The organism is Leptotrichia sp. oral taxon 879 str. F0557, assembly GCF_000469385.1.
GTDB classification, from domain to species: Bacteria; Fusobacteriota; Fusobacteriia; order Fusobacteriales; family Leptotrichiaceae; genus Leptotrichia; species Leptotrichia mesophila.
Map to the genome: position 1 here is coordinate 72532 of NZ_KI271343.1, position 23145 is coordinate 95676.

Annotated in this window: 20 protein-coding genes; 8 read left to right on the forward strand and 12 right to left on the reverse strand. The window is 29.5% G+C overall.

Going from position 1 to position 23145, the window contains the following annotated elements; all coding sequences use genetic code 11:
• Positions 1 to 367 precede the first annotated feature (367 nt).
• From HMPREF1552_RS08315 to HMPREF1552_RS08370, 12 genes are all read right to left on the reverse strand, one after another.
• Complete coding sequence (locus tag HMPREF1552_RS08315; protein ID WP_021744717.1) at positions 368 to 1561, reverse strand: CDP-glycerol--poly(glycerophosphate) glycerophosphotransferase; 1194 nt, start codon at positions 1559 to 1561, stop codon at positions 368 to 370.
• A gap of 16 nt (positions 1562 to 1577) precedes the next feature.
• A complete protein-coding gene (locus tag HMPREF1552_RS08320; protein WP_021744718.1) occupies positions 1578 to 2411 on the reverse strand; it encodes a glycosyltransferase family 2 protein in 834 nt (277 codons plus the stop codon).
• 21 nt (positions 2412 to 2432) lie between these two features.
• The gene (locus HMPREF1552_RS08325; RefSeq protein WP_021744719.1) at positions 2433 to 3206 is read right to left on the reverse strand and encodes an endonuclease/exonuclease/phosphatase family protein; all 774 of its coding nucleotides are present in this window, start codon (positions 3204 to 3206) and stop codon (positions 2433 to 2435) included.
• Positions 3207 to 3373: 167 nt separating this feature from the next.
• Entirely contained in the window at positions 3374 to 4141 is a 768-nt protein-coding gene (locus tag HMPREF1552_RS08330; RefSeq protein WP_021744720.1) for a glycosyltransferase, read from the reverse strand.
• Between the two features lie 9 nt (positions 4142 to 4150).
• Positions 4151 to 4624, reverse strand: coding sequence for a GNAT family N-acetyltransferase (locus HMPREF1552_RS08335; RefSeq protein WP_021744721.1), 474 nt, complete (start codon positions 4622 to 4624; stop codon positions 4151 to 4153).
• A 21-nt stretch (positions 4625 to 4645) separates the two neighbouring features.
• Positions 4646 to 5584, reverse strand: a complete 939-nt coding sequence (locus HMPREF1552_RS08340) for a hypothetical protein (protein WP_369750444.1) — start codon at positions 5582 to 5584, stop codon at positions 4646 to 4648.
• A gap of 22 nt (positions 5585 to 5606) precedes the next feature.
• A complete protein-coding gene (wzy, locus tag HMPREF1552_RS08345; protein WP_021744723.1) occupies positions 5607 to 7001 on the reverse strand; it encodes an O-antigen polysaccharide polymerase Wzy in 1395 nt (464 codons plus the stop codon).
• Positions 7002 to 7214: 213 nt separating this feature from the next.
• Entirely contained in the window at positions 7215 to 7514 is a 300-nt protein-coding gene (locus HMPREF1552_RS08350; RefSeq protein ID WP_021744724.1) for a type II toxin-antitoxin system RelE/ParE family toxin, read from the reverse strand.
• Between the two features lie 2 nt (positions 7515 to 7516).
• Positions 7517 to 7855, reverse strand: coding sequence for a toxin-antitoxin system antitoxin component AbrB family (locus HMPREF1552_RS08355; RefSeq protein ID WP_021744725.1), 339 nt, complete (start codon positions 7853 to 7855; stop codon positions 7517 to 7519).
• Positions 7856 to 7988: 133 nt separating this feature from the next.
• Positions 7989 to 9377 (reverse strand): glycogen synthase, encoded by a 1389-nt coding sequence (locus HMPREF1552_RS08360; protein WP_039901460.1) that lies wholly within the window; start codon positions 9375 to 9377, stop codon positions 7989 to 7991.
• A gap of 238 nt (positions 9378 to 9615) precedes the next feature.
• The gene (locus tag HMPREF1552_RS08365; protein WP_021744727.1) at positions 9616 to 10869 is read right to left on the reverse strand and encodes a glucose-1-phosphate adenylyltransferase; all 1254 of its coding nucleotides are present in this window, start codon (positions 10867 to 10869) and stop codon (positions 9616 to 9618) included.
• A gap of 278 nt (positions 10870 to 11147) precedes the next feature.
• On the reverse strand, positions 11148 to 11360 hold the full coding sequence (locus tag HMPREF1552_RS08370) for a hypothetical protein (RefSeq protein WP_039901461.1): 213 nt from the start codon (positions 11358 to 11360) through the stop codon (positions 11148 to 11150).
• Between the two features lie 219 nt (positions 11361 to 11579).
• On the opposite strand from HMPREF1552_RS08370, the gene HMPREF1552_RS08375 reads away from it, so the two are divergent.
• From HMPREF1552_RS08375 to HMPREF1552_RS08410, 8 genes are all read left to right on the forward strand, one after another.
• Positions 11580 to 12014, forward strand: coding sequence for a DnaJ domain-containing protein (locus tag HMPREF1552_RS08375; protein WP_021744729.1), 435 nt, complete (start codon positions 11580 to 11582; stop codon positions 12012 to 12014).
• Between the two features lie 16 nt (positions 12015 to 12030).
• Positions 12031 to 12858 (forward strand): FHA domain-containing protein, encoded by an 828-nt coding sequence (locus tag HMPREF1552_RS08380; RefSeq protein ID WP_021744730.1) that lies wholly within the window; start codon positions 12031 to 12033, stop codon positions 12856 to 12858.
• A 43-nt stretch (positions 12859 to 12901) separates the two neighbouring features.
• Positions 12902 to 13546, forward strand: a complete 645-nt coding sequence (locus tag HMPREF1552_RS08385; protein WP_021744731.1) for an FHA domain-containing protein — start codon at positions 12902 to 12904, stop codon at positions 13544 to 13546.
• Positions 13547 to 13937: 391 nt separating this feature from the next.
• Complete coding sequence (locus HMPREF1552_RS08390) at positions 13938 to 16307, forward strand: PP2C family serine/threonine-protein phosphatase (protein ID WP_021744733.1); 2370 nt, start codon at positions 13938 to 13940, stop codon at positions 16305 to 16307.
• Between the two features lie 15 nt (positions 16308 to 16322).
• Positions 16323 to 17723 (forward strand): hypothetical protein, encoded by a 1401-nt coding sequence (locus HMPREF1552_RS08395; protein ID WP_021744734.1) that lies wholly within the window; start codon positions 16323 to 16325, stop codon positions 17721 to 17723.
• Positions 17680 to 18585 (forward strand): serine/threonine-protein kinase, encoded by a 906-nt coding sequence (locus tag HMPREF1552_RS08400; RefSeq protein WP_021744735.1) that lies wholly within the window; start codon positions 17680 to 17682, stop codon positions 18583 to 18585. The genes HMPREF1552_RS08395 and HMPREF1552_RS08400 overlap by 44 nt, the downstream gene beginning before the upstream one ends.
• A 399-nt stretch (positions 18586 to 18984) precedes the next feature.
• Positions 18985 to 21648, forward strand: a complete 2664-nt coding sequence (locus HMPREF1552_RS08405) for a molecular chaperone (protein WP_039901464.1) — start codon at positions 18985 to 18987, stop codon at positions 21646 to 21648.
• A 15-nt stretch (positions 21649 to 21663) separates the two neighbouring features.
• A complete protein-coding gene (locus tag HMPREF1552_RS08410) occupies positions 21664 to 22923 on the forward strand; it encodes an efflux RND transporter periplasmic adaptor subunit (protein WP_021744737.1) in 1260 nt (419 codons plus the stop codon).
• Positions 22924 to 23145: the final 222 nt, after the last annotated feature.

Consider the following 23145-nt stretch of genomic DNA (forward strand, 5'->3'; position numbering starts at 1 on the left):
TTGAAAACAAAATCGAAACTCGCTACGTAAAACTTCGCTCAAACAATCGATTTCATTTCCAAAAAATCACGACAATTTTAATTTAGTTATAACAACTATTCTAATTAAAAGATTTTTGAGCAAAATTTCGTTAGAAGAAAAATAGCTGTTTGAGCTTTTAAAATATTTTTTAATTATACATATTTATTTAGATATAAAATAATTTTTGTTCAAAAGCGAGTTCTATTTTTCTTTTATAAGAAAGTTTTGCGTTAAGCGTGGTTGTAAGGGCATGGCGCTTGATGCCCTTACGTTAGAAAAGATTATAATTATAAAAGAAAAAACTATTATTAATAAAAATAATCTAAAATAGATATCAAAAATATAATCAGTTTATTTTTTTTGAAATTTCATTGTAAACTCTCTCACAATTCCCCTTATCCACATACTTCAAAAACTTTTCTCTCAACTTATCAGATTTTTGCTTCATTTCCTCGTCATAATGAAAATTATTTTCGAAAATTTCAATGATTTCTTCAACGCATTTTTCTACAGTTTTGGCTTGTTTTCCGAACAAGTCTTTGTCTAAGTCTACATAAGAGCCGACTTTTTCTTCGTATTCACGTTTATCGAACTGGAAGAAGATAATTGGCTTGTTCAGATAGTAAAAATCGTAGGCTACGCTTGAATAATCTGTTATTAATAATTTTGATTTTTGCAGTTCTTCAGTTATGTTTACTTCTTTTGGGAGTATTTTTATATTTTTTCCAAGCTTTATATTTCCAAAGTTCTTTAGATAATCTTGCATTAACTGATGAATGTAAATGTTTAATTTAATATCATTTTTTTCCAAATAGTTATTTAATTTCTTGTCTGTAATTAAATTTGCAATATTTTGGAAATATTTTGTTTCTTCAAATTTTTGGTTTTCTGAGTTTTCTGACTTTAGCCAGTTTCGCCATGTCGGCATAAAGAATATTTGTTTTTCCATAATTTTTAGATTGTATAATTTATCGTATCTTGGGTAGCCTGTTATAACTGCTGTTTCCTTTGGAACTTCCCACCAAGTTTCTGTTTTTACTTTTTTTTCAAATTCTGAATCGCAAATATTTAAATCATAGGATTTTACAAGTGCTTCTGCTACTTTTGCCGTTTTTGGATTCATTGCCTGTCGGATTTTAAAACCTACTGTTCCGTGATTCAGGAATACTTTGAATACTTTTTTGTGAAATTTATTTATTAATGGCACTACAAATAGGTAGGGAACAATGTCCGCAGAAATTGAGTGAGAAAATAATGCAACTTTTGCATTCATAAAATACAGATAGCTTTTTACACTTCCTTTTATCAGTTTTTCTCCCGGAATTTTTTTTGCAATTTTGGCATTTCTGTTTATTACCCAGTACACTTCTTCCTGCTGTCTTGACCGTAAATACTCATACATCGCACGTCCATTATCCACAAAAAGTTCTCCTGCGTTTCCACCCATAAGCCATATATTTCTATTTTTGAATTTTCGTTTGTTAAATGGATAAATGAGATAAGCTATTATCATATTTATCAAGCATTTTATCTTATCCATATTCTTCTCCTAATTTTTAGATTTTATATTTTGTATATCCAATTTTTCTACCCTTCATCACAACTCTATGATATGCCCTGTTTCTTGTAACAATCATTCCAGCAAAACTTCTAAATTGTCTCTTCCAGTATTTCAGAATATAAAATCTGTTTTTTCTGCCCTTTACTTCCTTTTTTACCAATGCTCCAAATCCCAATGCATATCTATAAGCACGTTCCAGATCGTTATAGTTTCCCTTTTTAGCTGGATGGTAAATTATATCATTTGCAAAATATCTTCCCTTATAGCCTTTGTGAAGCAATGTCAGCACATAGTCTGTTTCCTCCCCACTTCCAAAAGTTGCACCAACGCCTAGATTTTCATCAAATAAGACAATATCATCCTTACCGTAATTTACAAAAAAAGTTATGGATTTCACAGTTGTATCCACATTATCCTTCGTTATTTCCATGTCCTTTTTCTCCATAACGCCTGTTCCATAGTCTTTTCCCCGTTCAAGTGTACGACACGAATAAATCTGATAATTTTTCTTTCTTTCAAAAAATTCTGCAACTTTTTCAAGTGTATCAGGCCGATATTCACAATCATCATCAGGAAATCCTACAATTTCACCTTTCATCAGGATAAGCCCTCTGTTTCTATTCAAGCTTAGCCCTTTTTCATCACTTCTTACATATTTTATCTTAAATTCCTCTTCATAATCTTTCACAATTTCAAAAACTTCATTTCCTTCATTCTGATCTACCACAATCAGCTCAAAATCCTTATAAGTCTGTGCCTTTAGGCTTTTTAGGAATAAATCAAGTTCAGTTGTAACATTAATTGTCGGCATTACAAGGGAAATTTTCATACTCTATGTCTCCTTCTTTTTTTATTTTATATCCAAAACCGTTATATATGGAAGATGATCTGACAGTTTTGTCCAGTCCTGCGTTGCATCATTAATAAAATAGCTTGATTTTACCTTCCATTTTTTCGACTGGCTACCAAAAATATAGTCAATACGTGGATCTGAAAGAGTTCTTACACCACTAGCATTGGATTCCATATAAGTATCTCTCCAGTCTTTCGTAATCTCTCCGTAATATTTTGTCGTTGGTAAAAAATTAAAATCTCCACTCAAAAACTTTATATCATCTTTATCAAAAAATTTTGTAAGCAAGTCCAGCGACTCCATTTCTTCAGGCTTTATCTGTTGCTTAAAGTCCAAATGCGTATTCATTACCAGCACCTTTTTCCCAAAAGTTTTTTTAGAAAGCTCTGCAACTATCAGCTGTCTTTTTTCAACACCTTCCGACGGCAATTCATAAGTATATATTTTCTCAAGCGGATATTTTGAAATAAATGAAATTCCATATTCCCCACCATCATAATCTCTTGATTTCTTAAAGAAATAATAGTCATAACCAAGAACTTTTGCAATATCAGAAGTTATATCACGAAAATTACTTCTTTTCGTAAACTTGTCAACTTCCTGAAGTGATACAAAATCAGGCTCGTACGGCTTAATGCTTTCACCTAGTTTTTGACCATTCGTAAGTCTTCCTCCATAAATATTATATGTCATTATTTTAAATTCTTTTGCCCAGCTAACAGTTGCCCCACAAATCATAAGCGACAACAATATTTTTTTTAAATTACTCATTTTTCCAATATTTCTCCTAATCCTTCTTTATTTTCTCAAAACAACAGTTTCTCTAATAAAAATTTATCTGTTATTCCAAATTTTTCATTCAATTATATCACTTTTTTTAGTATCTACCAAACCTTTTTATTTTTACTTTTTTATTTCTATCTAAATAATCCTTATTTTTATCTCTTTTCCTTTAAATAAAACCTCGCAATTATCCTCATCTTTTTAACCAGTTTTTTTACTCCTGACAAATGTTTCGTTTCCAAAAACAACCTTGCCTTCAAACTGCTCCAGCTGTCATTCCACCAATGAATTCCGTATGTTTCAGGTTTTATGCAATCATCAGAATAAACTTCCTTAAATCCATAAGGATAAAAATATTCTTTCGGAAAAATAACTATTTCTCCGTTTTTTAAAGTATTTTCCCTTTTCTCGCTCAAATTATATTTTTTCTCAAAAGTATAGGTAAAAATCTTAGGAATCGTCCAAATTGGCTTTTTCCAAATGTCATTCTCGTAAAAATCTTTAATGTCCTTTAACACTTCATTATGCTTCGTTGTCCCAAAAATTCCAACACTTATGTGTTTTTCATCCTCATACCCAATAAAAAAATTCATCTTCCCATTTTTAGAAAATTCATCTTTTCCTTCCAAAATCGGTGTCAAATCTTTAATTATTTCCATATCCGTATCCACATAAATTCCAGAATTTTCATACATAAAATGCACTCTCATATAATCCGAAACATACGCCCAAAGCCTTCTTTCGTAACATTCACGAAAAAATCTATTTTTCGCAAGGTGTTTTTCCATATCAAAATTTTTCTCATTTATCTCTATTATTTCAAAATCAGGCAGATTTTTCTTCCACGATTCTAGACATTTATAAAAAATATCTGGCTTTTTGGTATTCCCAATCCAGACATAATATATTTTTTTTTCTATCATTATTTTCTCCTATTTTTCATCTTTTTTCATAATCATCATATACTTTTTCATCGGATTTTCAGTAACATTCACAACTTCAAATCCAACTTTCTCATACAATTTCTTTGCCCCCGCATTATAATCGAACACATTTAACGTAATCGAATTCACGTTCTCATCTTGAAAAATTAAATTTATAAACTCTATCAAAGCCTTTTTTCCAAGTCCTTTTCCAGTAAATTCAGGATTAATCAAAAATCTTCCAATATGAACATTGTCTATCTCTTTTCGTATTTTCTGAATAATCCCCACAAACTCATTCTCACAAAAAATCGAGTAAATATCCTTCAAATCATCAATTTGACTTTCTGTAAGTGGAAAATCAAGACTTTTTCCAGCCCATTGCTCAAGAAAGTCCTTTCCCTTTTCATTAGTCCATTTGACTATATCGTTTTTATTATTGTCATTTATTCCATCTATTATTTCTATATTTTCTATTTCCATCAACGTTAAACTCCTATTTTTCTACACCAACTCATACTCAATTCCATTCACAATACAAAATTTTACTATTTCTTCATAAAAAGTCTCGTAATCCTCATCCTTTCCAGAATTTTTAAATTCTGAATTTTTAGAGGTAATTAGTGTATAAACCTTTTTTTCATTATTTCCAAAAATTTTTAATATTCTGTATCCAAAATCTATTGTTTCACTTTTTGTATTCGGACTTGTAATCATCAACTTTTTTATATCATACTTATTGTATTTTTCATCATCAATACCTATAAAATTACTAAATATTTTTATAATTTTTGGTGTATAAATTTTCATTCTAATTAAAGAAACAATTTGTAAAATAATAGCTCCCAAAATAATAATTATCAAAACGTAATTCGAAAAAATATTATCAGAATATTTAACTACTATCAAGACAATAATTATCTTAACAGCATTATTTTTAAAAATATTTTTACATTTTTCTACAAGTAATTCCTTTTTTGGAATCTCAAATACTGTATTTTCAATTTTCTCTTTTTCAAGTTGAAATTCACAAATAATTTTTTCAAGTTTTAAGCAATTTTTCTTTCCAAATAAAGAAATAACAACATAACAATAATCTATCGAAAGATATTTAACATCACCATAAAATAAATTATTCTCGTTAAATATCCTAACATTATCCTTTCCTATTCTTCTACACCAAACTTCTTTTCCTCTTTCATAATATGTCATAATATTATCAAAGACTTCAATTTTTTTGTTAAAAACAAAAATAGATAAAATTAAAAATATTATGATTGAAAGCAGAATAGTTAAAAAGCATTTAAAAAGTATTTCATTTATTGAAAAATCCAAAGAAAATCTCCATCCCCAAAAAAACAATAATGGAATACAAATCAATTTAAATACCATTTTTAATTTCTCTGCCCAATGAACTTTAAATACTAGTTCTTTCTCATTCAATCCCACTCAACTCCCTAAAAAATCAAATCAGTTCCTTCTTTTCCACAATTTTCCTATACATGTAGTCAAAACTGAAAATTATCACATAAACTGCTATTAGCATTGCCATATTTTTTATTAGACCTTCTCCGAAGAATGAGCCTCTTGGGATATAAAATAAATTGGGTATAAAGTAATAGCTTGTTAATAATAAAAATCTATTTTTCACAACATATTTTTCGTATTTTATAATAAAAATTCCAAGCAGAATTGAGATTATAATTAACCAGAAGTAGCCTAAATCATACATTTCTGCAATATAGTTTGAGCCGATTCCTTCTCCTTTTAAATAAGCACCTGAATTTAGATAATATGTTAATTTATCTGCAATGGAGTTGGTTGTGGCAAGTGTTTCCAACGACTGTGGCTTAAAGCCAAATATTCCCTGCAAGATGTAGGGGTAGCTTCCGTTTCCTACAATGCTGTGCTTAAAATTGATTGTGTAGCCAAGCACAAGATAACTTACTCCTTGAGAAAATAGAAAATTAAAAATTGTGTTTACCAAATCCAGACTGAATATTTTTTTACTTCGCACAGACACCAGAATTTGTGAAAAAATCACGGTAAATCCTACTAATTTTACCATTGTCTTGGCTTTTATCCTGATTCCATATACTTTTGCGTAATACCACATTATAAAAAGAAGCTGTGTCAAAAATATTGCTCTTGCCCCTTTGAATGAATCCAGCAGTTTTACCATAAGATAAAGTGAAGAAATTGTCAAAAATTTTCTTTTGGATGGAATTGAAATTAAAAATATCAAAAATCCAATTGTCATCACTGTACCAGAGCCTTTTGTAAATGCAGGATAATCAACTCCCTTTAAAATTCCAGTATAATAAGCCTCGTATCCAGCCCGCAAAATAACCCTTAGCTGAATAAACATCTTGTAGGCTAAAGCAGGCAACGAAATTATAAACAGAGCCATTCCAACATTCGTAAACAGCTTTCTGCTTTCAAGCGTAACACTGCTTCTAATCTCACTAATCTTCTCGTTTGAAATCGCAATGAAAAATCCTAGATGCGTAAATAGTAATACTAGCAGAAAAACATTTATTATCTCATTTCTCACATCATAAAAAAAATAAAAGTTAGCAAACTTCGTAGCCCATCCAAATTCCCTATAATTCACAATATCCAGAAATATCCTTGTAAAATTAAACAAAAACAGCGTATACAAAAAAATCATATACGAATTTAGCCATTCCAAATAAATTTTCGCTGTAAAAAACGTATAAATATAAACACCCATAAGCAGACATTCCAAAAATTTCATCTCCAACGCTTCATTCTGAAAAGCAACTACATTTTTCAAAAACAGCACAAACGCAATAAAAAATATATGAAATATCAAAAACCCAATTTTATCTTTTTTCATCAATTTACCTCTATTTTTCAAAATTTTTTCTTATATTATTTTCTTCTAAAATTTTATCATATCGGTATTAAAACTTCAATCAGAAATGTTATATCCTTATTTAATTTTTTCACTTTGAAATAGTTTGATGAATAATAGTTCGCATTTAATAAATAAAAAAAATCAAATTTTTCATAAATTAATTGAAAAACTTGACTTTTTTCTTACACTATTTTATTGTGACTTTAAATATTTTTTTAAAGTTTTATAAAAATTTTCTCTTGTTCCTGCTAATAGTATAATAACTATTTTTTTATCTTCTATCTTAATTGTATACGCTAGTTCATAGTTAATTTTATTGTAAAAAATATCATAACCATATATGCCTGCTAAATCGGATTTTTTCATTTCTCCTATTTCAGGATTTTCCTTAATTTTTTTAATTGCTTCAGCAAATTTTTCTTTTAATTTTTTGTCTTTTAATTTCTTAAAATATTTTGCCGCACCAGTGGATATAATTACTTCCGTTTCCATTATTAATCCTCCCCAAATACATCCTCATAACTTACTCCGTTTTTTTCTGTGTCTGATATTAATTCCTGAATTGCAGGCTTGACATTATTTTTTCTCACTTTAAATTCTTTTAGAAGTTCTTCTCCTGAATATCCTTCCTTTATCAAGTCCTCCAAAATCAAATCTGAAAATTCCATATCTTCATTTTCTTTCACAGGCGTTACAATCAAAGAGCCTTTGCTAACCTTTATTTTTGCCTCTTTTGTAAAACCTAGATATTCCATAACTTTTTTAGGAATTGTAATCTGATTTTTAGAAGAAATCGAGATTGTCTTATTCATTTCCAAAATATTACTTTCCATAAAAAATCTCCTTTTTTTGGTTTCTTTGTTTCTTGGTAAAATTATAAACCTAATTTCGAGTTTTGTCAATTACATTTTAGAGCAAAAAATGGAGTGCAACATTACAGTTCTACTCCATTTTATTTTTTAAAAATTAATAAGATTTAGCTAATTCATAAAGTTTTTCATATTCTCTTGCTGATCTATCCCAAGAAAAATCAAGATCCATATTTCTTTTTACCAATTTTTCCCAAATGTCAGGTCTGTCATAATAAATTCCTTCTGCCACTTTTATTGTAAAAAGCATATCATCTGCATTAAAGTTTGTAAATGAAAATCCGTTTCCTTCATCTGTAAAAACGTTGTAAGGCTGTACAGTATCTTTTAGTCCTCCAGTTTCCCTTACAATCGGTATAGTTCCAAATCTCATTGCTATCATTTGGCTAAGTCCGCAAGGCTCATATCTTGATGGCATGAGGAACATGTCACTTCCAGCGTAAATTTCATTTGCAAGCTGTCCGTTGTACCCAAGATAAACTTTGAATTTATCAGGATATTTCCATGCCAAGTGGTTATAGTAGTCTTCGTAGAATTTATCTCCACTTCCTAAAATCACTATTTGAACAGCATCATACTGCAATAAGTTTTCAAGCGCCGCTGATACCAAGTCTAGCCCTTTTCCTTCTACAAGTCTTGAAATTATCGAAATTAAAGCAACATCTGATTTTGGCAACCCTAATTTTTCTTGTAGTAAATATTTATTTTCTTTCTTTTTATCTAAAGAATCTTTATTAAAAGGAATTATTCCTTTTGTTGTTTCAGGATTGAATTCTTCAACGTCTATTCCGTTTAAAATACCGTGAATATATTTTCTATTTGTAATCCATTCCAGCCCTTCACCAAAGTAAGCGTATTTTATTTCTTCGGCATAAGTTGGACTCACTGTATTTACAACATCTCCATATCCAATTCCAATTTCCATAAAGTTCAAGTCATGTCTGTCATCCATATAATATCCCATTCTTTCAAATGAATATTTAGAGAATTTTCCTTGATACATTAAGTTGTGAATTGAATAAACTGTTCTCATATCCCAGTAAAATGGATCATAATTATATCTAACATTCAAAAAATATGGAACTGGACCAGTTTGCCAGTCGTTACAATGCAAGATATCCGCCTGCAAATTAATTTCCTTCAAAAATCTAAGTGCCAATTCTGAAAACATCGCATATTGAACATCCTGATCAAAATCTCCGTAAACATGTCCTCTTTCGTACAATGCTTTATTTTCAATAAAGTAATAATTTATCTTATCATCTGGGTATCTTACTAAATTAAACACATCTCCGTGACTTTCAAGCCTTGCTACCCATTCCAGTTTTTCAAGATACTTTAACGGTATTATATCGTATTTAGGCATTATTATAGAAACTTCATGTCCTAATTCCTGCATTTTTTTAGGCAATGCCCCCAAAACGTCAGCTAGTCCACCAGATTTATAAAACGGAGCCACTTCAGATGCCAAATATACTATTTTCAAATTAATCACTCCTATTCTTAAAATATTTTTAGTACAATCATTTTAAAACCGAACTGCAAAATTATGATTATTCTATTACTCTGCTATTTTGCCAAAATCTTTTTTATTCTACCAGTTCGATTTTAGAAGATTTTAGGCATATTCTAAAATATTCAAGCTACCAAGATTTACCATTTAAAATAGTTTAAAAATCTCAATAACTTGAATTTTTTTAATTATTAATTTTAGATAGTCTAAACTACCATTTTACAGTCTCCCCTGTTTCAATTAATCTGTTATGCTCATCAATTTTTACTCCAGAAAAAATTCTTACATTTTTACCAATAATTGAACCATCAGGAATAACTACACCTTTACCAATTACTGTTATTCCTGAAGATAATAAATCTGGACGTTCCTTGTTAGGAATATTTGCATTTCCATTCCCTATAAATGAATTTTTACCAATGTATGTTTTTTTATCAGCAATAATTGTATCTAAGTGAGAATTTGCATCTACATACGTTCCAGAGAAAATAATACAGTTTCTAATAGTTGCACCTTTTCTAACAGTAACTCCAGGTCCTAATACTGAATTTTCCACACTTCCTTCAATTTTACATCCATTACAGATTAATGAATTTTGAACGCTTCCTGTAACTCCGATTCTTACAGGTGCTAAGTCTTCACTTCTTGTGTAAATTTTCCATCCTTGGTCATACAAGTTAATTCCAACTTCTTCAGATTTTTTGATTAAATCCAGATTTGCTTCCAAGTATGAATCATAAGTTCCTACATCTTTCCAGTAGCTATCATAAGTGTGAACATAAACTTTTCTGTCTTCCTGTATCATTGCAGGAATAACGTGATTTCCAAAATCTAAATCGTGATTTTCCAATTTTTCAAGGTATTCTAATAATGAATCTGTGTTAAAAATATAAATTCCCATTGAAGCTAGGTTACTTTTTGGTTCAGCAGGCTTTTCTTCAAAGCTTAAGATTTTTTTATTTTGATCAACTTCAAAAATACCGAATCTGCTTGCCTCTTCAATAGGTACTGGCTGTACAGCAATTGTTAATTCAGCGTCATTTTCTTCGTGTTCTTTTAACATCCATCTGTAATCCATTTTGTAAATATGATCTCCAGATAAAATCAATACATATTTAGGGTTTTTACTTTTAATAAAATCAATATTTTGTCTAATTGCATCGGCAGTTCCTTGATACCAAGAATTTCCGCCAAGTTTTTCATGTGGCTGCAACATTGTGATTGCAGTGTCTCTTCTGTCAAAATCCCATGGTTTCCCAGATCCGATGTGTTCATTTAATGATAATGGCAAATATTGAGTAAGCAATGCAACATCATAAATACCAGAATTTGAACAGTTACTTAGTGCAAAATCAATAATTCTGAATTTTCCAGCAAAAGGAACACTTGGTTTAACTCTTTTTTCTGATAGAATGTCAAGTCTTGAACCTCTTCCACCAGCTAAAATCATAGCTAAAACTTTCATATAAATACCTCCATTTTTGTTCTTTACACTAAAAGTATACCCCCATTTTTCAAAAAATCAAATTATTTTTAAAAAAATTTTACTGCATAATAAAATCACTTTAAAATTAGGATAATAAGTTTTTACTATTTTATCCAATCTTCAATATTATTTAATTTGATAGATTTTTGTCAACTAAAAAAACCACCTTTTATTATATTTAAGATGGCTTTTTTAGTAAAACAGTATTGATTTTATTCTTTTGCATGAGTAATAACTTTATAAATTGAGCTTTTTTATTATTTTCTTTTTCCTTGAAGAACTGCATGATGTCTGTTAGGCGATTTTACATTTCTGCTCTTTTTCTTAGCAACCTTTTTATTTGACTGAATAATTTCAGCTCCAGGCTTCCTTGAAGGCAACTCTTTAGGCGGTATCGCGAAAGATACAATTGATATTCCTGCTATTCCTAGAATTGCAACCATTTTCTTAAAAGTATTTTTCATATTCATATTAATCATCTCCATTTCAATTTTTATTTTTATGCTCCTATCTTTTGAACAAATACATAATACCATTTAATTTTGACAAAAATATGTAAATTTTATGTCTTTTTTGTGAAATTTAAAATTAAAAATATTAATTACAAATTAAAAATATATTGACAAAAATATAATAATATAGTATTATTTAATTAAAATTAAAGAAAAATTAATAAAGAAGGAAGAGGCATGGATTATTATAAAATACTGGAAGTACCTGAGAATGCAGATGTTTCTGAAATAAAAAAGAAATATAGAAAAATGGCAATGAAATATCATCCTGACAGAAATACAGGAGATGAAAAAGCTGTAAAAAAATTTCGAGAAATAACAGAGGCTTATGAAGTTCTTTCAAACGATAAAAAACGGAAAGAGTATGATTACAAAAGAAAAAATGAGAGAAATCCTCAAAAAAATAAAAATAATAAAGAAAATTTTAAAAGTAAATCTTTTCAAAATAATTTTACTTTCGGAAAAGAGTTTTTTAAAAGTGCAACCGAAATGAAAGGAATGTTTGAAAATAGTTTTGGGCTAGATAAAATGGGGAAGAATAAAGCAAAAGCTGAGAAGGAAAGTGTGAAAAGCAGGTTTGAGAGTTTTTTTGATATGAAAGAGAAAAAGTAAGAAGGGGAAATTAGAAATGTTGTGGGGAATTAGAAGAAGTTTTACAAATTGGGGAAACATTTTTAGGCGTCCATTTGGGCGTGGGAGCATTTACAGGCTGGAAAGGCTTAGAAGCGTAGCACGGCTTGGAAAAAATAGAGAAAATGGAAAAATTGACGATGAAAGAAATAAAATTAGTGTAGATAAGGGAATTAAAAAATATGAAAAACGTAAATTGAATGCAAAAAATCAAAAAAGTTACAAATTTTTAAATATAAAAAATATTTTGATAATGACAGTTTTAATATTTACATTCATTTTTGTACATCTTTCAGGATATTCTACAAAAAGCCTTTATTTTTCAATTTTTATTTATATTGGAGTTACACTTTACCTGCTTATTGTGGAAAGATTTTTTGAAAAGGTGGAAGTTGAGGAGGAAATCAAAAATATAAAGCATGAGAGAGAAAGAGAGCATAATGTATTTTTAGAAAGAGTGAAGGAAATAGAGGATTTGGAGAAAAAGCAGATTGAGCATATATTTTTGAAGGATTCGGAAGATTATGATATGAAAATTTGGAAAATTGGGAGAGCAACATCGCTTCTCATTGGGAAGCAATCGCCAAGAAACAGGGTGGATATAGATGTAAGTGAAGGAATTTACTCAAATTTAGTCAGCAGGGCTCATGGAATCTTAAATCGTGTCAATGGAATCTGGTATTATGAGGATTTAGGCTCACAAAATGGAAGCGGAATAGAAAGAAGTTTAGATAAACGGAAAATAAAGCTGAAAAAAAATATACCAGTAAAAGTGGAATCAGGAGACATAATTTATTTAGCAACTACAAAAATATTATTAAAATAAACCTATAAATTCATAAAATGAAAAAAGAAAGGAAAATTTTAAAATGAAATTGGATAGATGTAAAAATGGGCATATATATGATGTTTCAAGATACAGCTTATGTCCTTACTGCAAATCAGAAGGGCTGGAAACAGAAAATCTAGATGATAAAATTAATCTAGTTGAAGAAATGAAAGATGAAGACAGAACAACAGCCTACTGGTCTAAAGACAGCACAGTAGATCCAGTCGTGGGTTGGCTTACGTGTATTGAAGGGCATGATAAGGGAAAAGACTACAGAATTGTGAGTGAACGCAACTTTGTTGGGCGTGGAGAAAATATGGATATACAAATTTTAGGAGATACTATGATTTCTAGAAAAAACCATTGTTCAATAAGCTATAATCCCAAACAGCGAAAATTTATGCTAACTCCTGGAGATTCCAACGGACTTATTTATCTAAATGGAGAAGCAGTCTACAACACAGTAGAACTAAGAGCTTATTCAGTAGTGGAAATGGGGGAAAGTAAGTTTGTATTTGTGAATTTGTGCGGAGATTATTTTGACTGGGAAAAGCAAAAATCAAGAGAGGAAAGCGTGAAAAGAAAATATGAAAATTTAAACGATGAAAAAATTGTGAAAAATACGAATTTTCAGGATAAAAATAATGATTTAGAAGTAAAAATCGAAGATTACGAACAGATTTAATAAATTTATACTAAATCCAATATTTTCAAATGATTTAAGATATAATTTTTATTTTTTAAACAGGATTGAGTATAAATTAATCCGTCGGAGCATTTTTATGTGCTGGCAAAACTGTCTGAGCATAGCGAGTTTTTTGTCAGTGCAGAAAAATGTCGTAGACTAGCCATAGGTGGTAGGATTTGCGGCGATGAGCAATCCTACGAAAATAAAAGAAAAAATATAATATAAAATAGGAAAAACTGTTATTAAACAAAATAATCTAATACTAAATCTTATTAGAAAATAGAATACAATTCAAAATTTATTAGATATTAACCTTTTTAATGGGGAATAGTATAAAAATATATTTTATAAAGTTGAATTAATAAAAAATAGAGGGAGAAATTGAGAAATGAGGAAAGATGAGGCAAAATTTATTACGGAATTTTTGAGTGAGGCTGGGACGAAGGCTGAAAATAACGATTATTTTGGGTATGTTTTGCTGGATAATTATGCGATTTGGGCTGTGGCGGATGGATTTGATGAGGAAGAAGGGGCAAAAGTTGCGGCAAGGATTGCTGTGGAATCTGCTATTGAATATTTTATGCTACGTCCACGATTTAACTATGATGTAATAAAGGAAATGATGGATTATGCCAATCTGAAAGTTAAGGAAAAACAGGAAGAAACTCAGAAATATTCTCTTATGCACACTTCTCTTTTAATCATTATAAGTAATTATAATTCAATTTTATATGGAAATATCGGAAATACAAGGTTTTATCATATTAGAGGCGGATATATCATTTCTCAAAGCAGAGATGACACGATAGCACAGCTTTTGGTGGACGAAGAGGCATTGAATATATCGGATATGAGATTTCACAGGCAAAGAAATGATTTGCTGCAGGCAATTGGGGATTTTGGGAAAATTAAGCCAAATATTATAAAAAAACCTGTAGAACTTATAGAAAAGGATGTTTTTTGCTTGACGACTGTAGGATTTTGGGAAAATATTGATGAGCATGATATGGAAAATGATTTATCCAGATTTGAGGATAAGAAGCAATGGTTAAATTCATTGGAAAAACGGATACTTGCTTCGCTTAGGGATAATATCGAAAATTATACGATTGCACAGGTAGAAGTAGGTGCTGTAGCAAGTCCAGAGCCGATGGAAAAGGATAAAAGGAAACTTATTAAAAAAATAATACTTGTAATGCTAATTATTGTTGTAATTATTTTGTTTGTTATAATTTGGAATGTAAAAAGGCGAAATGGTATTCTGCAGGCGGCAACACAGTATGAAAAATTGGCGGATGAGGAGATCTTAAAGAAAAATTTTAATAATTCAATTGATAATTTGAAACTTGAAATTGGAGAATACGAAAAATTAAAGCCTAAAAACAAGGGTATAATAGGATTTCTTACGAATGCTGAGAAAAAAAGAGCTGATGCAAGTAAGAAAATTGATGAGATAAATAAGAAAATTGGAGAAACTGAGAAAATTAAAAAGGCATTTTCGGATATTAATGAGGGAAATGAGATGTTTAACAGCGGAAATTATGACGAGGCGAACGTAAAATATCAGCAGGCTAAGTATAACCTGAATGACAATAGCTATAAACGGGATGAGCTGAACACGGAAGAGATTTTAACTACATTGGATTCACGGATAAATTCAACTGTGAAATTAAAGGAAGCTAAGGCTTTAGAGGTCGCTGGAGATACAGCGGTTAATGAAGGAAGCTACAATTTAGCAAAGGTTAGCTATAAAAATGCGGCTGATATGTATTTGGCAAATGGAAGGGCAGATTATGTTTCGCAAGTTGAGAAAAAGCTGGAAGAAATAACGGATAAGGAAAAAACAGCGTATAATGGGGCAATGCTTGCTGAAAATAAAGGAGACTCGCTGGCACAAAGCAATATTAATTCTTCAAAAGAGGCGTATTATCAGGCACGACAGATGTACCAGGCGCTTGGAGATACTGTGAAAGTGGGAGAAATTGACAATAAGATACAGGAACTCCATTCCCAGCAAAATGCTGATTTACAGACTGCCAACAATCTCGTTCAGGAAGGACTTTCGCAAATAACTGCTAATAATCCAGCACAAGCAATAAATATTCTAACGCAGGCTAAAAATATTTATCAGAAAATGAAGGATACGAATAATGCAAATGCTGTGAGTAAATACATAAATCAGGCACAGGAATTTATTAAATTTGAAAGCCAGAATGCTGAAAAGTTAAAAACACAGGAAATGGAATATTCAGAAAGGTTAAGACAGCAGGAAATCCAGATGGAGCAGCAACTGCAGATAAAAGAAGCTGAAATCAAGGCACAGCAGGAAGAAATGGAGCGGGAGAGGCAAAGACGTGAAGAAATAACAAGGAAAATGGAAAATGCCTCAAATATGGAAACACAGGCAGACCAGTTGGCTATAAATGAAAGATTTGAAGAAAGTATTTCAAAATATGAGGAAACAAAGAAACTTCTGGAAGAGGTGAATGCAGATGGAAATTTTGGAAATCAGATGTCTAAAATTGAGGATTTGAATAAAAAAATTGAAAAAAATGAGGGATATTTATTAAAGAGAAAAGCAGAAGAGGATTTTAAGAATAAAAAATGGAAGGAAGCTGTGGAAAAATTTACGCAGGCAAAGGAAAAGCTGGAAAAAAGCGGTACAAAACAAAATGAAATAGCTGAAATTGAGAAAAAGCTGAAAAAGGCTGAGAAAAAGGCAAATAAAAAATGGTGGCAGTTTTGGAAGATTTTTTAAAAGAAAGGAGGGAAAATGATAAAAAATATAAAATTAAATACTTTCTTTTTTAAGGAATATGCACAAATTGCTGAAAAAAACACTTATTCGGCATATATTCCAAATGGAAGCAAGGGAATATGGTGTATTGCTGATCTTGATGAAAAGACAAATGAAAAATGGCAGGAAAAGTCAGAAATATCTCAAAAAATTGGAAATAGTAATATTGAAAATAAGAAAATTGATAAGATAAATTTAGCAAAAATTGGAGTTCATAAAATTATTGAAAAATATTTGGAAAATAATGAATTTTCTCTAGAAAATATAAAACAGATTATACAATCTTCCGTTGATAAAGTGATTTTTGAGAAAACAAAATTATATAAATTTCATAAAGCTGAAAAAGATTTTGATTTAAAAAATTTTTATTCGCAAATTGTTATAATTATTGAAAAAAATAATATGATTGTTGGAAATATGGGGAAAACTGAACTTGTTTTGTATAGGGAAAATAGAATTGTGGAAAAGATAAGTGGTGAGCAAGTCAAAAAAATAAGACTGAAAAAACATGATTATTTGCTGGCTGGGAATTCTGAATTTTGGAAAGTTGTTAATGAGAGTGAAATTGAGGAGGTTTATGTTGATAGGAAAAGTAAATTAAATGTCGAGCAGAATTTAAGTGAACAGATAAAGGCTAGTGAGAAAAAATTGGGAAAAGTGATACCATTTTTGTCGATTTTTGTTGAAGATATTGAAATGGAAAAAAATTATGAATTGTTAGAAAAAGAAATTAATGAAAAAAATCAAAAATGGGAAAAAGTTGTAAAATATATATTTTTGGCTATAATATTTGTGTTTATGTTTGTTTCTGTGGGGAAAAATATTCAAAAGGGTAACTTGAAAGGTGAAAGAAAAGAAAAAGTAAAAAATATAATGGCTGAGAAAATTATAGAAAAAGCAAATTTGATGAAAAATAATTTAAACAAACAATCAGAGATAGAAAGAAATAAAGTTAGACAGAAAAATATTGAAGATGAAGTTGAAAAACCTTTGGAGAATAGTAATTTGGTTGAAAATGAGGAGATAAAAAATAAAAAGATAGAAAAAAACTATGCAAAAAATTTCGAAATTACTCAAAATATTATAAAAACTAAAGAGAAAGGAGCTGAAAAATTAAATAATTCAAGAATAAAAAAGAAAGTTTCTAAAAATAAAAAATATAATAGAAAAAATTTGAATGCAGATAATAGAAATTTTAAGAAAAATTATAAGGTAAAAAGTAATGGAATTTCACAACTTGAAAAGGAAATTGAGAAGAACTGGGAAGTTCTTGGCCGTGATAGAAATGGGAATAATTTTGTGAAAAATAGAGAATTTAAAAGGGAAAAGAAGAATGGATTTTTTATCAAAGGGAATAATATTGAATGGGAAGTATAAAATTTTAAATTATGTAGCTAAAAGTGATTTTTCCAATATTTATATGTGTGAAGATAGACAAGGGGAAAAAGTAATTATTAAGGAATGTTATCCTTCAGAAATTGTTATGAGAAATAGTAAAGAGGTTTTTACTGAAAAGTACAAGAAAGATTTTGAAAATTTGAAAGAATGTTTTTGGAAAGAAAAATGTATTTTGGAGAAATTTTTGAAAAAATCTAAAAGAAGAAAACGAAAATTTGTGGATGATGTTGTTAAACTTGTGGATTTTTTTAGTGAAAATGGGACAAATTATATTGTTACTGAATATTTTTGTGGAGTTACCTTGAAAAAATATATTTTGGAAAATAGGATAAAAAATGGAAAAGTGAGAATAAATCATATTTTGGAAATATTTTTTAAAATTGCAGAAGTAGTTTATAAAATTCATAAAAAGGGTATTATTCATTGTGATTTGAAGCCTTCAAATATTTTGATTGATATTAGGGGAAATATCAGGATTATCGATTTTGGAGCGAGCTTGAAAAAGAAGGAAAAGGTTGAGTTTGTTAAGGTTTCAGATGGGTATTCGCCGATTGAGATTTATTCAGAAAAAGTAGAGATTGATGAAAGAACGGATGTTTATTCACTTGCGGCACTTTTATATTTTATGCTTTGTGGAGTGAAAGTGGATGGGGCAATTAAGAGATTTTATAAGGCAGAACTCGAATTTGATAGAGAAATTATTTTGGGATTTGAGAAGATTGAGAAATTTAAGGAAGTGGAAGAAGTTATAAAAAAGGGGCTGGAATTTGACAGGCAGAAAAGATTTGGAAGTGTTAGGGAAATGATTGAAAAATTGAGAAAAATTTTTATGCAAAGCTAAATATTTTTAATATTTTTAGATTTTATAAATTATACTATTTGCCATTAAAATAATAGAATTATAGTGAAACTTCTTTAAAACCAAACTCAAAAGTCATGACTATTTTACTCAAACTCTAAATTCATATAATTTTTAGTAGTTTAATTTTAAACAGGTTAGAGTATAGTATAATTTTTTTTTATGCAACAAAATATAATTTCTATTTTTTAAATTTGGGTTAGCATTAGATATGCTTGATAACCGTTTAAATTTAAAGTAAATATTGTTTAACAAAGGTAAAGAATTCTTTGTTATTCAGGAAACTATTAGATAAATCACGATAAAATCAAAAACAAGTAAATCTTGAATTTTAATAAAGTCGTTATAATACTTGAAAATAGTAAAGGGGAAAAGATAAAAATGAGATTATTCTATGAAGAGGAATTGCGAAGAAAATCTTATTATGAGATGTATCAGATTGCAATCGAGGAACATTTGGTAAATGTGCATGTGGAAACGCCTACTAGAGAAGAGCTTATCTCACTTTTGATGAAATATAGAGGGGTCAAGGGAAATTACTGTATTGACAAGTTTAATAAAAACGGGCTTGTGAATGTTCAGGAACTTTTTGATAATAAACTTGGCGAGAGAATTCATCATGAGAATAAGATACGGGTGCCACACAAGATTATTTTATACAAGGAGCTTGATTTGATGAGGGAAGACAATTATAAAATTGAGATTCCTGAAAATGTGAGCAGTGCAAATGTTTTTCTTATAAATGCAAATAATTACTTGTGTGGGATTTTCCAGCTGGAAAAGGATTTGAATAGCAGAAATAAGTATTTTCTGATTAGTAAAAAGGAATTTTTTAGAGTTGAAACGCTGAGAAATAATAAATTTTCATTTTTGTTCTTTAAAGAAAATGACTTGAAATTTATTCATAAATTTTATAATTTGAAGGAAGATGAAATGATGCCGCTTTATCCATATCAGATGGACTATTATAAAGTTGAAATTGAAAATTTTGTTGTGAAAAATCTGGAAGCTACGAATACACCGCTTTGTATTGATTTTGGGACAGTAAATACAGCTCTTGGGGCATATCTGGATAAAAATTATGTGAAGGATTTGCCTACTAACGATATTTTGAATGGAAATGTCGTAATAGATGCGATAAATTATGTGAAATTTGACGACGGGGAGAGGCATTACCGTGAGATTTTTCCAACGTTAGTTTATATTGATGATTGCAGTGATGCTAATAATATTAAGTATTCATTTGGGTACGATGTGGTAAGAAAGCTAGAGAGAAATGACTATATTGTCAATGGCTCGATTTTTTACAGCTTGAAAAGATGGGTTCATGAGCATAATAAACTTGAGAAAATTAATGATGAGTTTGGAAATATTCTGTATGTAAAAAGAAAGGATATAATAAAGGCGTACTTAAAATATGTTGTGAATCGTGCTGAATATATGTTTAAATGTAAATTTAAAAAAATTCACGCTTCCAGCCCTGTAAAATTAAAGGAGCAGTTTTTGGCGATGTTTCAGGAAATTTTTATGATGGAAAATAAATTTAATAAAAATCAGAATTCTGAAATTTCTGAAAAAAATATAATTTCAAGCGAGAAAAATTATGAATATGAGATTATTCGTGAAAATGCTATGGATGAAGCAATTGCAGTGCTGTACAATACAATTGAGATACAGATAAGGAAGGGGAGATATAAGGAAAACGAGGAATATAGTGCATTAATTATTGACTGTGGTGGCGGGACGACGGATTTGGCGGCTTGTAAATATGTGATTAGCAAGGACAGGATTTCGTATTATCTAGATATAAGGACGAGCTTTGAAAACGGGGATGAGAATTTTGGTGGAAATGACTTGACTTACAGAATTATGCAGTTTTTGAAAATTGTACTTGGGGCAAAATATTCTGAAAATAGGATTGTTTCTATTAATGATTTGATAAAATATGATAATGATATGATTTACAAGGTAATTGATGAGAGCGGTGTTGAAAAAATTTTTGAAAATATGAATTTGGAATATGAAAAGTATGAAAATATAATTCCTACAAAATATTCACAGTTTGAGAATAAAATGAGTGAGGAGTATCAGAAAATACGGAATAACTTTTATATGCTGTGGGAAGCCGCTGAAAATCTTAAAAAGGAATTTTTTACATCCGATGGAAGACTGCGGACACGTTTTGATGTGCCTAGAAATTATGAAAAACGGAATGATATTCATATAACGCAGTTGAAAAGCTGGAAAATTCATACTTATGAAAATGGAATATTTACCACAATAACAGATTACCCAAGACATATTTTTACGATAAAGGAAATTGAAAAAATCGTAAAAGCTGATATTTACGGAATGCTCAGAAAATTTTTGAATACATATTACAAGGAAGGGCTACTTTTTGAATATTCATTAATAAAATTAAGCGGACAGTCAACGAAAATCAGTACATTTCAGGAAGTCCTAAAGGAATTTGTGCCGGGAAAAATGATTGAATACAAGGAACTGAGCCATCGTGATGATTACGAGCTAAAACTGAACTGTCTGGATGGAGCTATAAAATATCTGGATTATAAGCGTTTCGGGCATATAGACGTGGAAATTGTGAATGAAGTTCCGCTTGTACCGTATTCTGTGTGGGTGGAAAAATACGACGGGGAAAAAGTGGAAATGATACAAACTTCACGAAAGGCTGATATTCTGATTGGACAAATTGACAAAAAGATTTCTGCTGAAGAACTAAAAATTTATGTTTATACTGCAGAAGGCGAATTGAAAAAAGAGATGATTTATAAAAATGAGGATAACTACGAAGAAATGGATGCACAGGAAATTTTGCCTGAATTTACAAATATAATTTCTCAAAATGATACCGATACAATTCAAAACAACACAGTAAGATTTTTTATTTATACTGATTTGAATAACTGGGGATTTTTTGTAGTTCCAATCCAAAGGAAATCAGATCAGCTTTATCTAGGACGAAAGGAATATTTCCCTTATGAAGATAATTTAAGTGAAAATTCCTATTTTGATGGAAACCACTAAAAAAGGAAGAGAAAATTGAGAAAAAAAGATGAAATAATTTGGATAATGCCCGCAATTTTTATTTTTATTATTCTTTTTATGATAAAATTCTGTACTCCGAAAGTTAATCAGAAATATGTTATTGAAAAAATAACACGTGAAAATCTTGAACTTTTTGTGGATATGAAAGGAACTGTTGTTGCACATAATATTACTAAAATTGGACTGGATGTGAATTTATCCGTTGATGATGTTTATTACAAGGCTGGAGATTTTGTAAAAAAGGGCGATGTAATAGTGAAATTTAGTGATTATCAGAAAAATGGATTGAATGAAAAACGTATGTTATTAGTGATTAAAAATCGGGAATTACGAAATTTGGAAAAACAAAAGGAATTGGGAGCTGATGTTAGTCAGAAAATTCAGGAATTACGCGGAGAAATATCAGGATTGGAAATTGAAATTAAAGATGAAATGAGAAATACAAGATTGGTTCAGAGAAGTGTAAGAAGTCCATTTGATGCTTACATTGTGAAAATTAATGCAGTGAAAGGTGGAATTACAAACAAAAATGAGCCTATTTTGATTCTTGCAAAAAGGGAAAATTTAAAAATAGTTAGTGAAAGTGTGAAAAGTGGTAAAGTTAAAAATCTGAATATTGGAAATGTTGCCAAAATTAGTATTTTTAGGAGAAAAGATAAAAAAATTGGAGAAGAAAAAACACTTGAAGAATTAATCGAAATGAAAAATAATAAAAATAAGGAAATTTTGCAAGATAAGAATAAAATAAAAGAGAATTCAGATTTATTTTCTGAAAAAAAGGTTATTGAAGCAGAATTATTTAAAATTAATAAGATTGGGGATATGAATGTGTTTGAATTTTTGCCAACTTTATTTAAGGATCTGTTTTTAAACGAGCAAGTAAATATTCGTGTGATTTATAAGAAAAAAGAGAATATTCTGGCTGTTCCAAAAAAGGCTGTTATTTTTAAAAATCAGAAAAGTTATATTTATTTGATTGATAAGAATAATTTGGTTAAAGAAAAGGAAGTGTTTATTGGGATGGATAATGGAGAGAAGATTGAAATTTTTGGAATGGATATTGGAGAGGGAATGGAAATTATTGAGAATCCTGATGATAAAATTGGGAATAATGTAATTGTAGAGCGAAGAAATGTTAAGGATGAGGAAATTGAAAAGAAGAAAAAGTTGGAAAGGTTAGAGCAGGAAAATGAAAAGCTGGGAAATAGAATGGATGAGAATGAGAGAGAGATTATCAGACTGAAGAGAAAATAATGTATTATGCTGTTTCTCATTTAAATAGCGAATGTTTAATAAATTTCGAATAGTATACTATTTTTAAATAAGATTTAGTATAAATTGTCATTGAATTTATATGGCTTTAAATAAAATCAGGATAAAAATATCCTGATTTCTAAATATATTTTTTAAATTTGTGAAAAATAAAAGAAAAAGTTTTTAATTTATACTCAAACCTATTTTAAATTAAACTGCTAA

What these genes read in the sequence shown, in the direction of transcription:
- HMPREF1552_RS08315 (WP_021744717.1), bottom strand. Translation starts at nt 1,561, where the DNA reads ATGGATAAGATAAAATGCTTGATAAATATGATAATAGCTTATCTCATT.
- HMPREF1552_RS08320 (WP_021744718.1), bottom strand. Translation starts at nt 2,411, where the DNA reads ATGAAAATTTCCCTTGTAATGCCGACAATTAATGTTACAACTGAACTT.
- HMPREF1552_RS08325 (WP_021744719.1), bottom strand. Translation starts at nt 3,206, where the DNA reads ATGAGTAATTTAAAAAAAATATTGTTGTCGCTTATGATTTGTGGGGCA.
- HMPREF1552_RS08330 (WP_021744720.1), bottom strand. Translation starts at nt 4,141, where the DNA reads ATGATAGAAAAAAAAATATATTATGTCTGGATTGGGAATACCAAAAAG.
- HMPREF1552_RS08335 (WP_021744721.1), bottom strand. Translation starts at nt 4,624, where the DNA reads ATGGAAATAGAAAATATAGAAATAATAGATGGAATAAATGACAATAAT.
- wzy (WP_021744723.1), bottom strand. Translation starts at nt 7,001, where the DNA reads ATGAAAAAAGATAAAATTGGGTTTTTGATATTTCATATATTTTTTATT.
- HMPREF1552_RS08350 (WP_021744724.1), bottom strand. Translation starts at nt 7,514, where the DNA reads ATGGAAACGGAAGTAATTATATCCACTGGTGCGGCAAAATATTTTAAG.
- HMPREF1552_RS08355 (WP_021744725.1), bottom strand. Translation starts at nt 7,855, where the DNA reads ATGGAAAGTAATATTTTGGAAATGAATAAGACAATCTCGATTTCTTCT.
- HMPREF1552_RS08365 (WP_021744727.1), bottom strand. Translation starts at nt 10,869, where the DNA reads ATGAAAGTTTTAGCTATGATTTTAGCTGGTGGAAGAGGTTCAAGACTT.
- HMPREF1552_RS08370 (WP_039901461.1), bottom strand. Translation starts at nt 11,360, where the DNA reads ATGAATATGAAAAATACTTTTAAGAAAATGGTTGCAATTCTAGGAATA.
- HMPREF1552_RS08375 (WP_021744729.1), top strand. Translation starts at nt 11,580, where the DNA reads ATGGATTATTATAAAATACTGGAAGTACCTGAGAATGCAGATGTTTCT.
- HMPREF1552_RS08380 (WP_021744730.1), top strand. Translation starts at nt 12,031, where the DNA reads ATGTTGTGGGGAATTAGAAGAAGTTTTACAAATTGGGGAAACATTTTT.
- HMPREF1552_RS08385 (WP_021744731.1), top strand. Translation starts at nt 12,902, where the DNA reads ATGAAATTGGATAGATGTAAAAATGGGCATATATATGATGTTTCAAGA.
- HMPREF1552_RS08390 (WP_021744733.1), top strand. Translation starts at nt 13,938, where the DNA reads ATGAGGAAAGATGAGGCAAAATTTATTACGGAATTTTTGAGTGAGGCT.
- HMPREF1552_RS08395 (WP_021744734.1), top strand. Translation starts at nt 16,323, where the DNA reads ATGATAAAAAATATAAAATTAAATACTTTCTTTTTTAAGGAATATGCA.
- HMPREF1552_RS08400 (WP_021744735.1), top strand. Translation starts at nt 17,680, where the DNA reads ATGGATTTTTTATCAAAGGGAATAATATTGAATGGGAAGTATAAAATT.
- HMPREF1552_RS08405 (WP_039901464.1), top strand. Translation starts at nt 18,985, where the DNA reads ATGAGATTATTCTATGAAGAGGAATTGCGAAGAAAATCTTATTATGAG.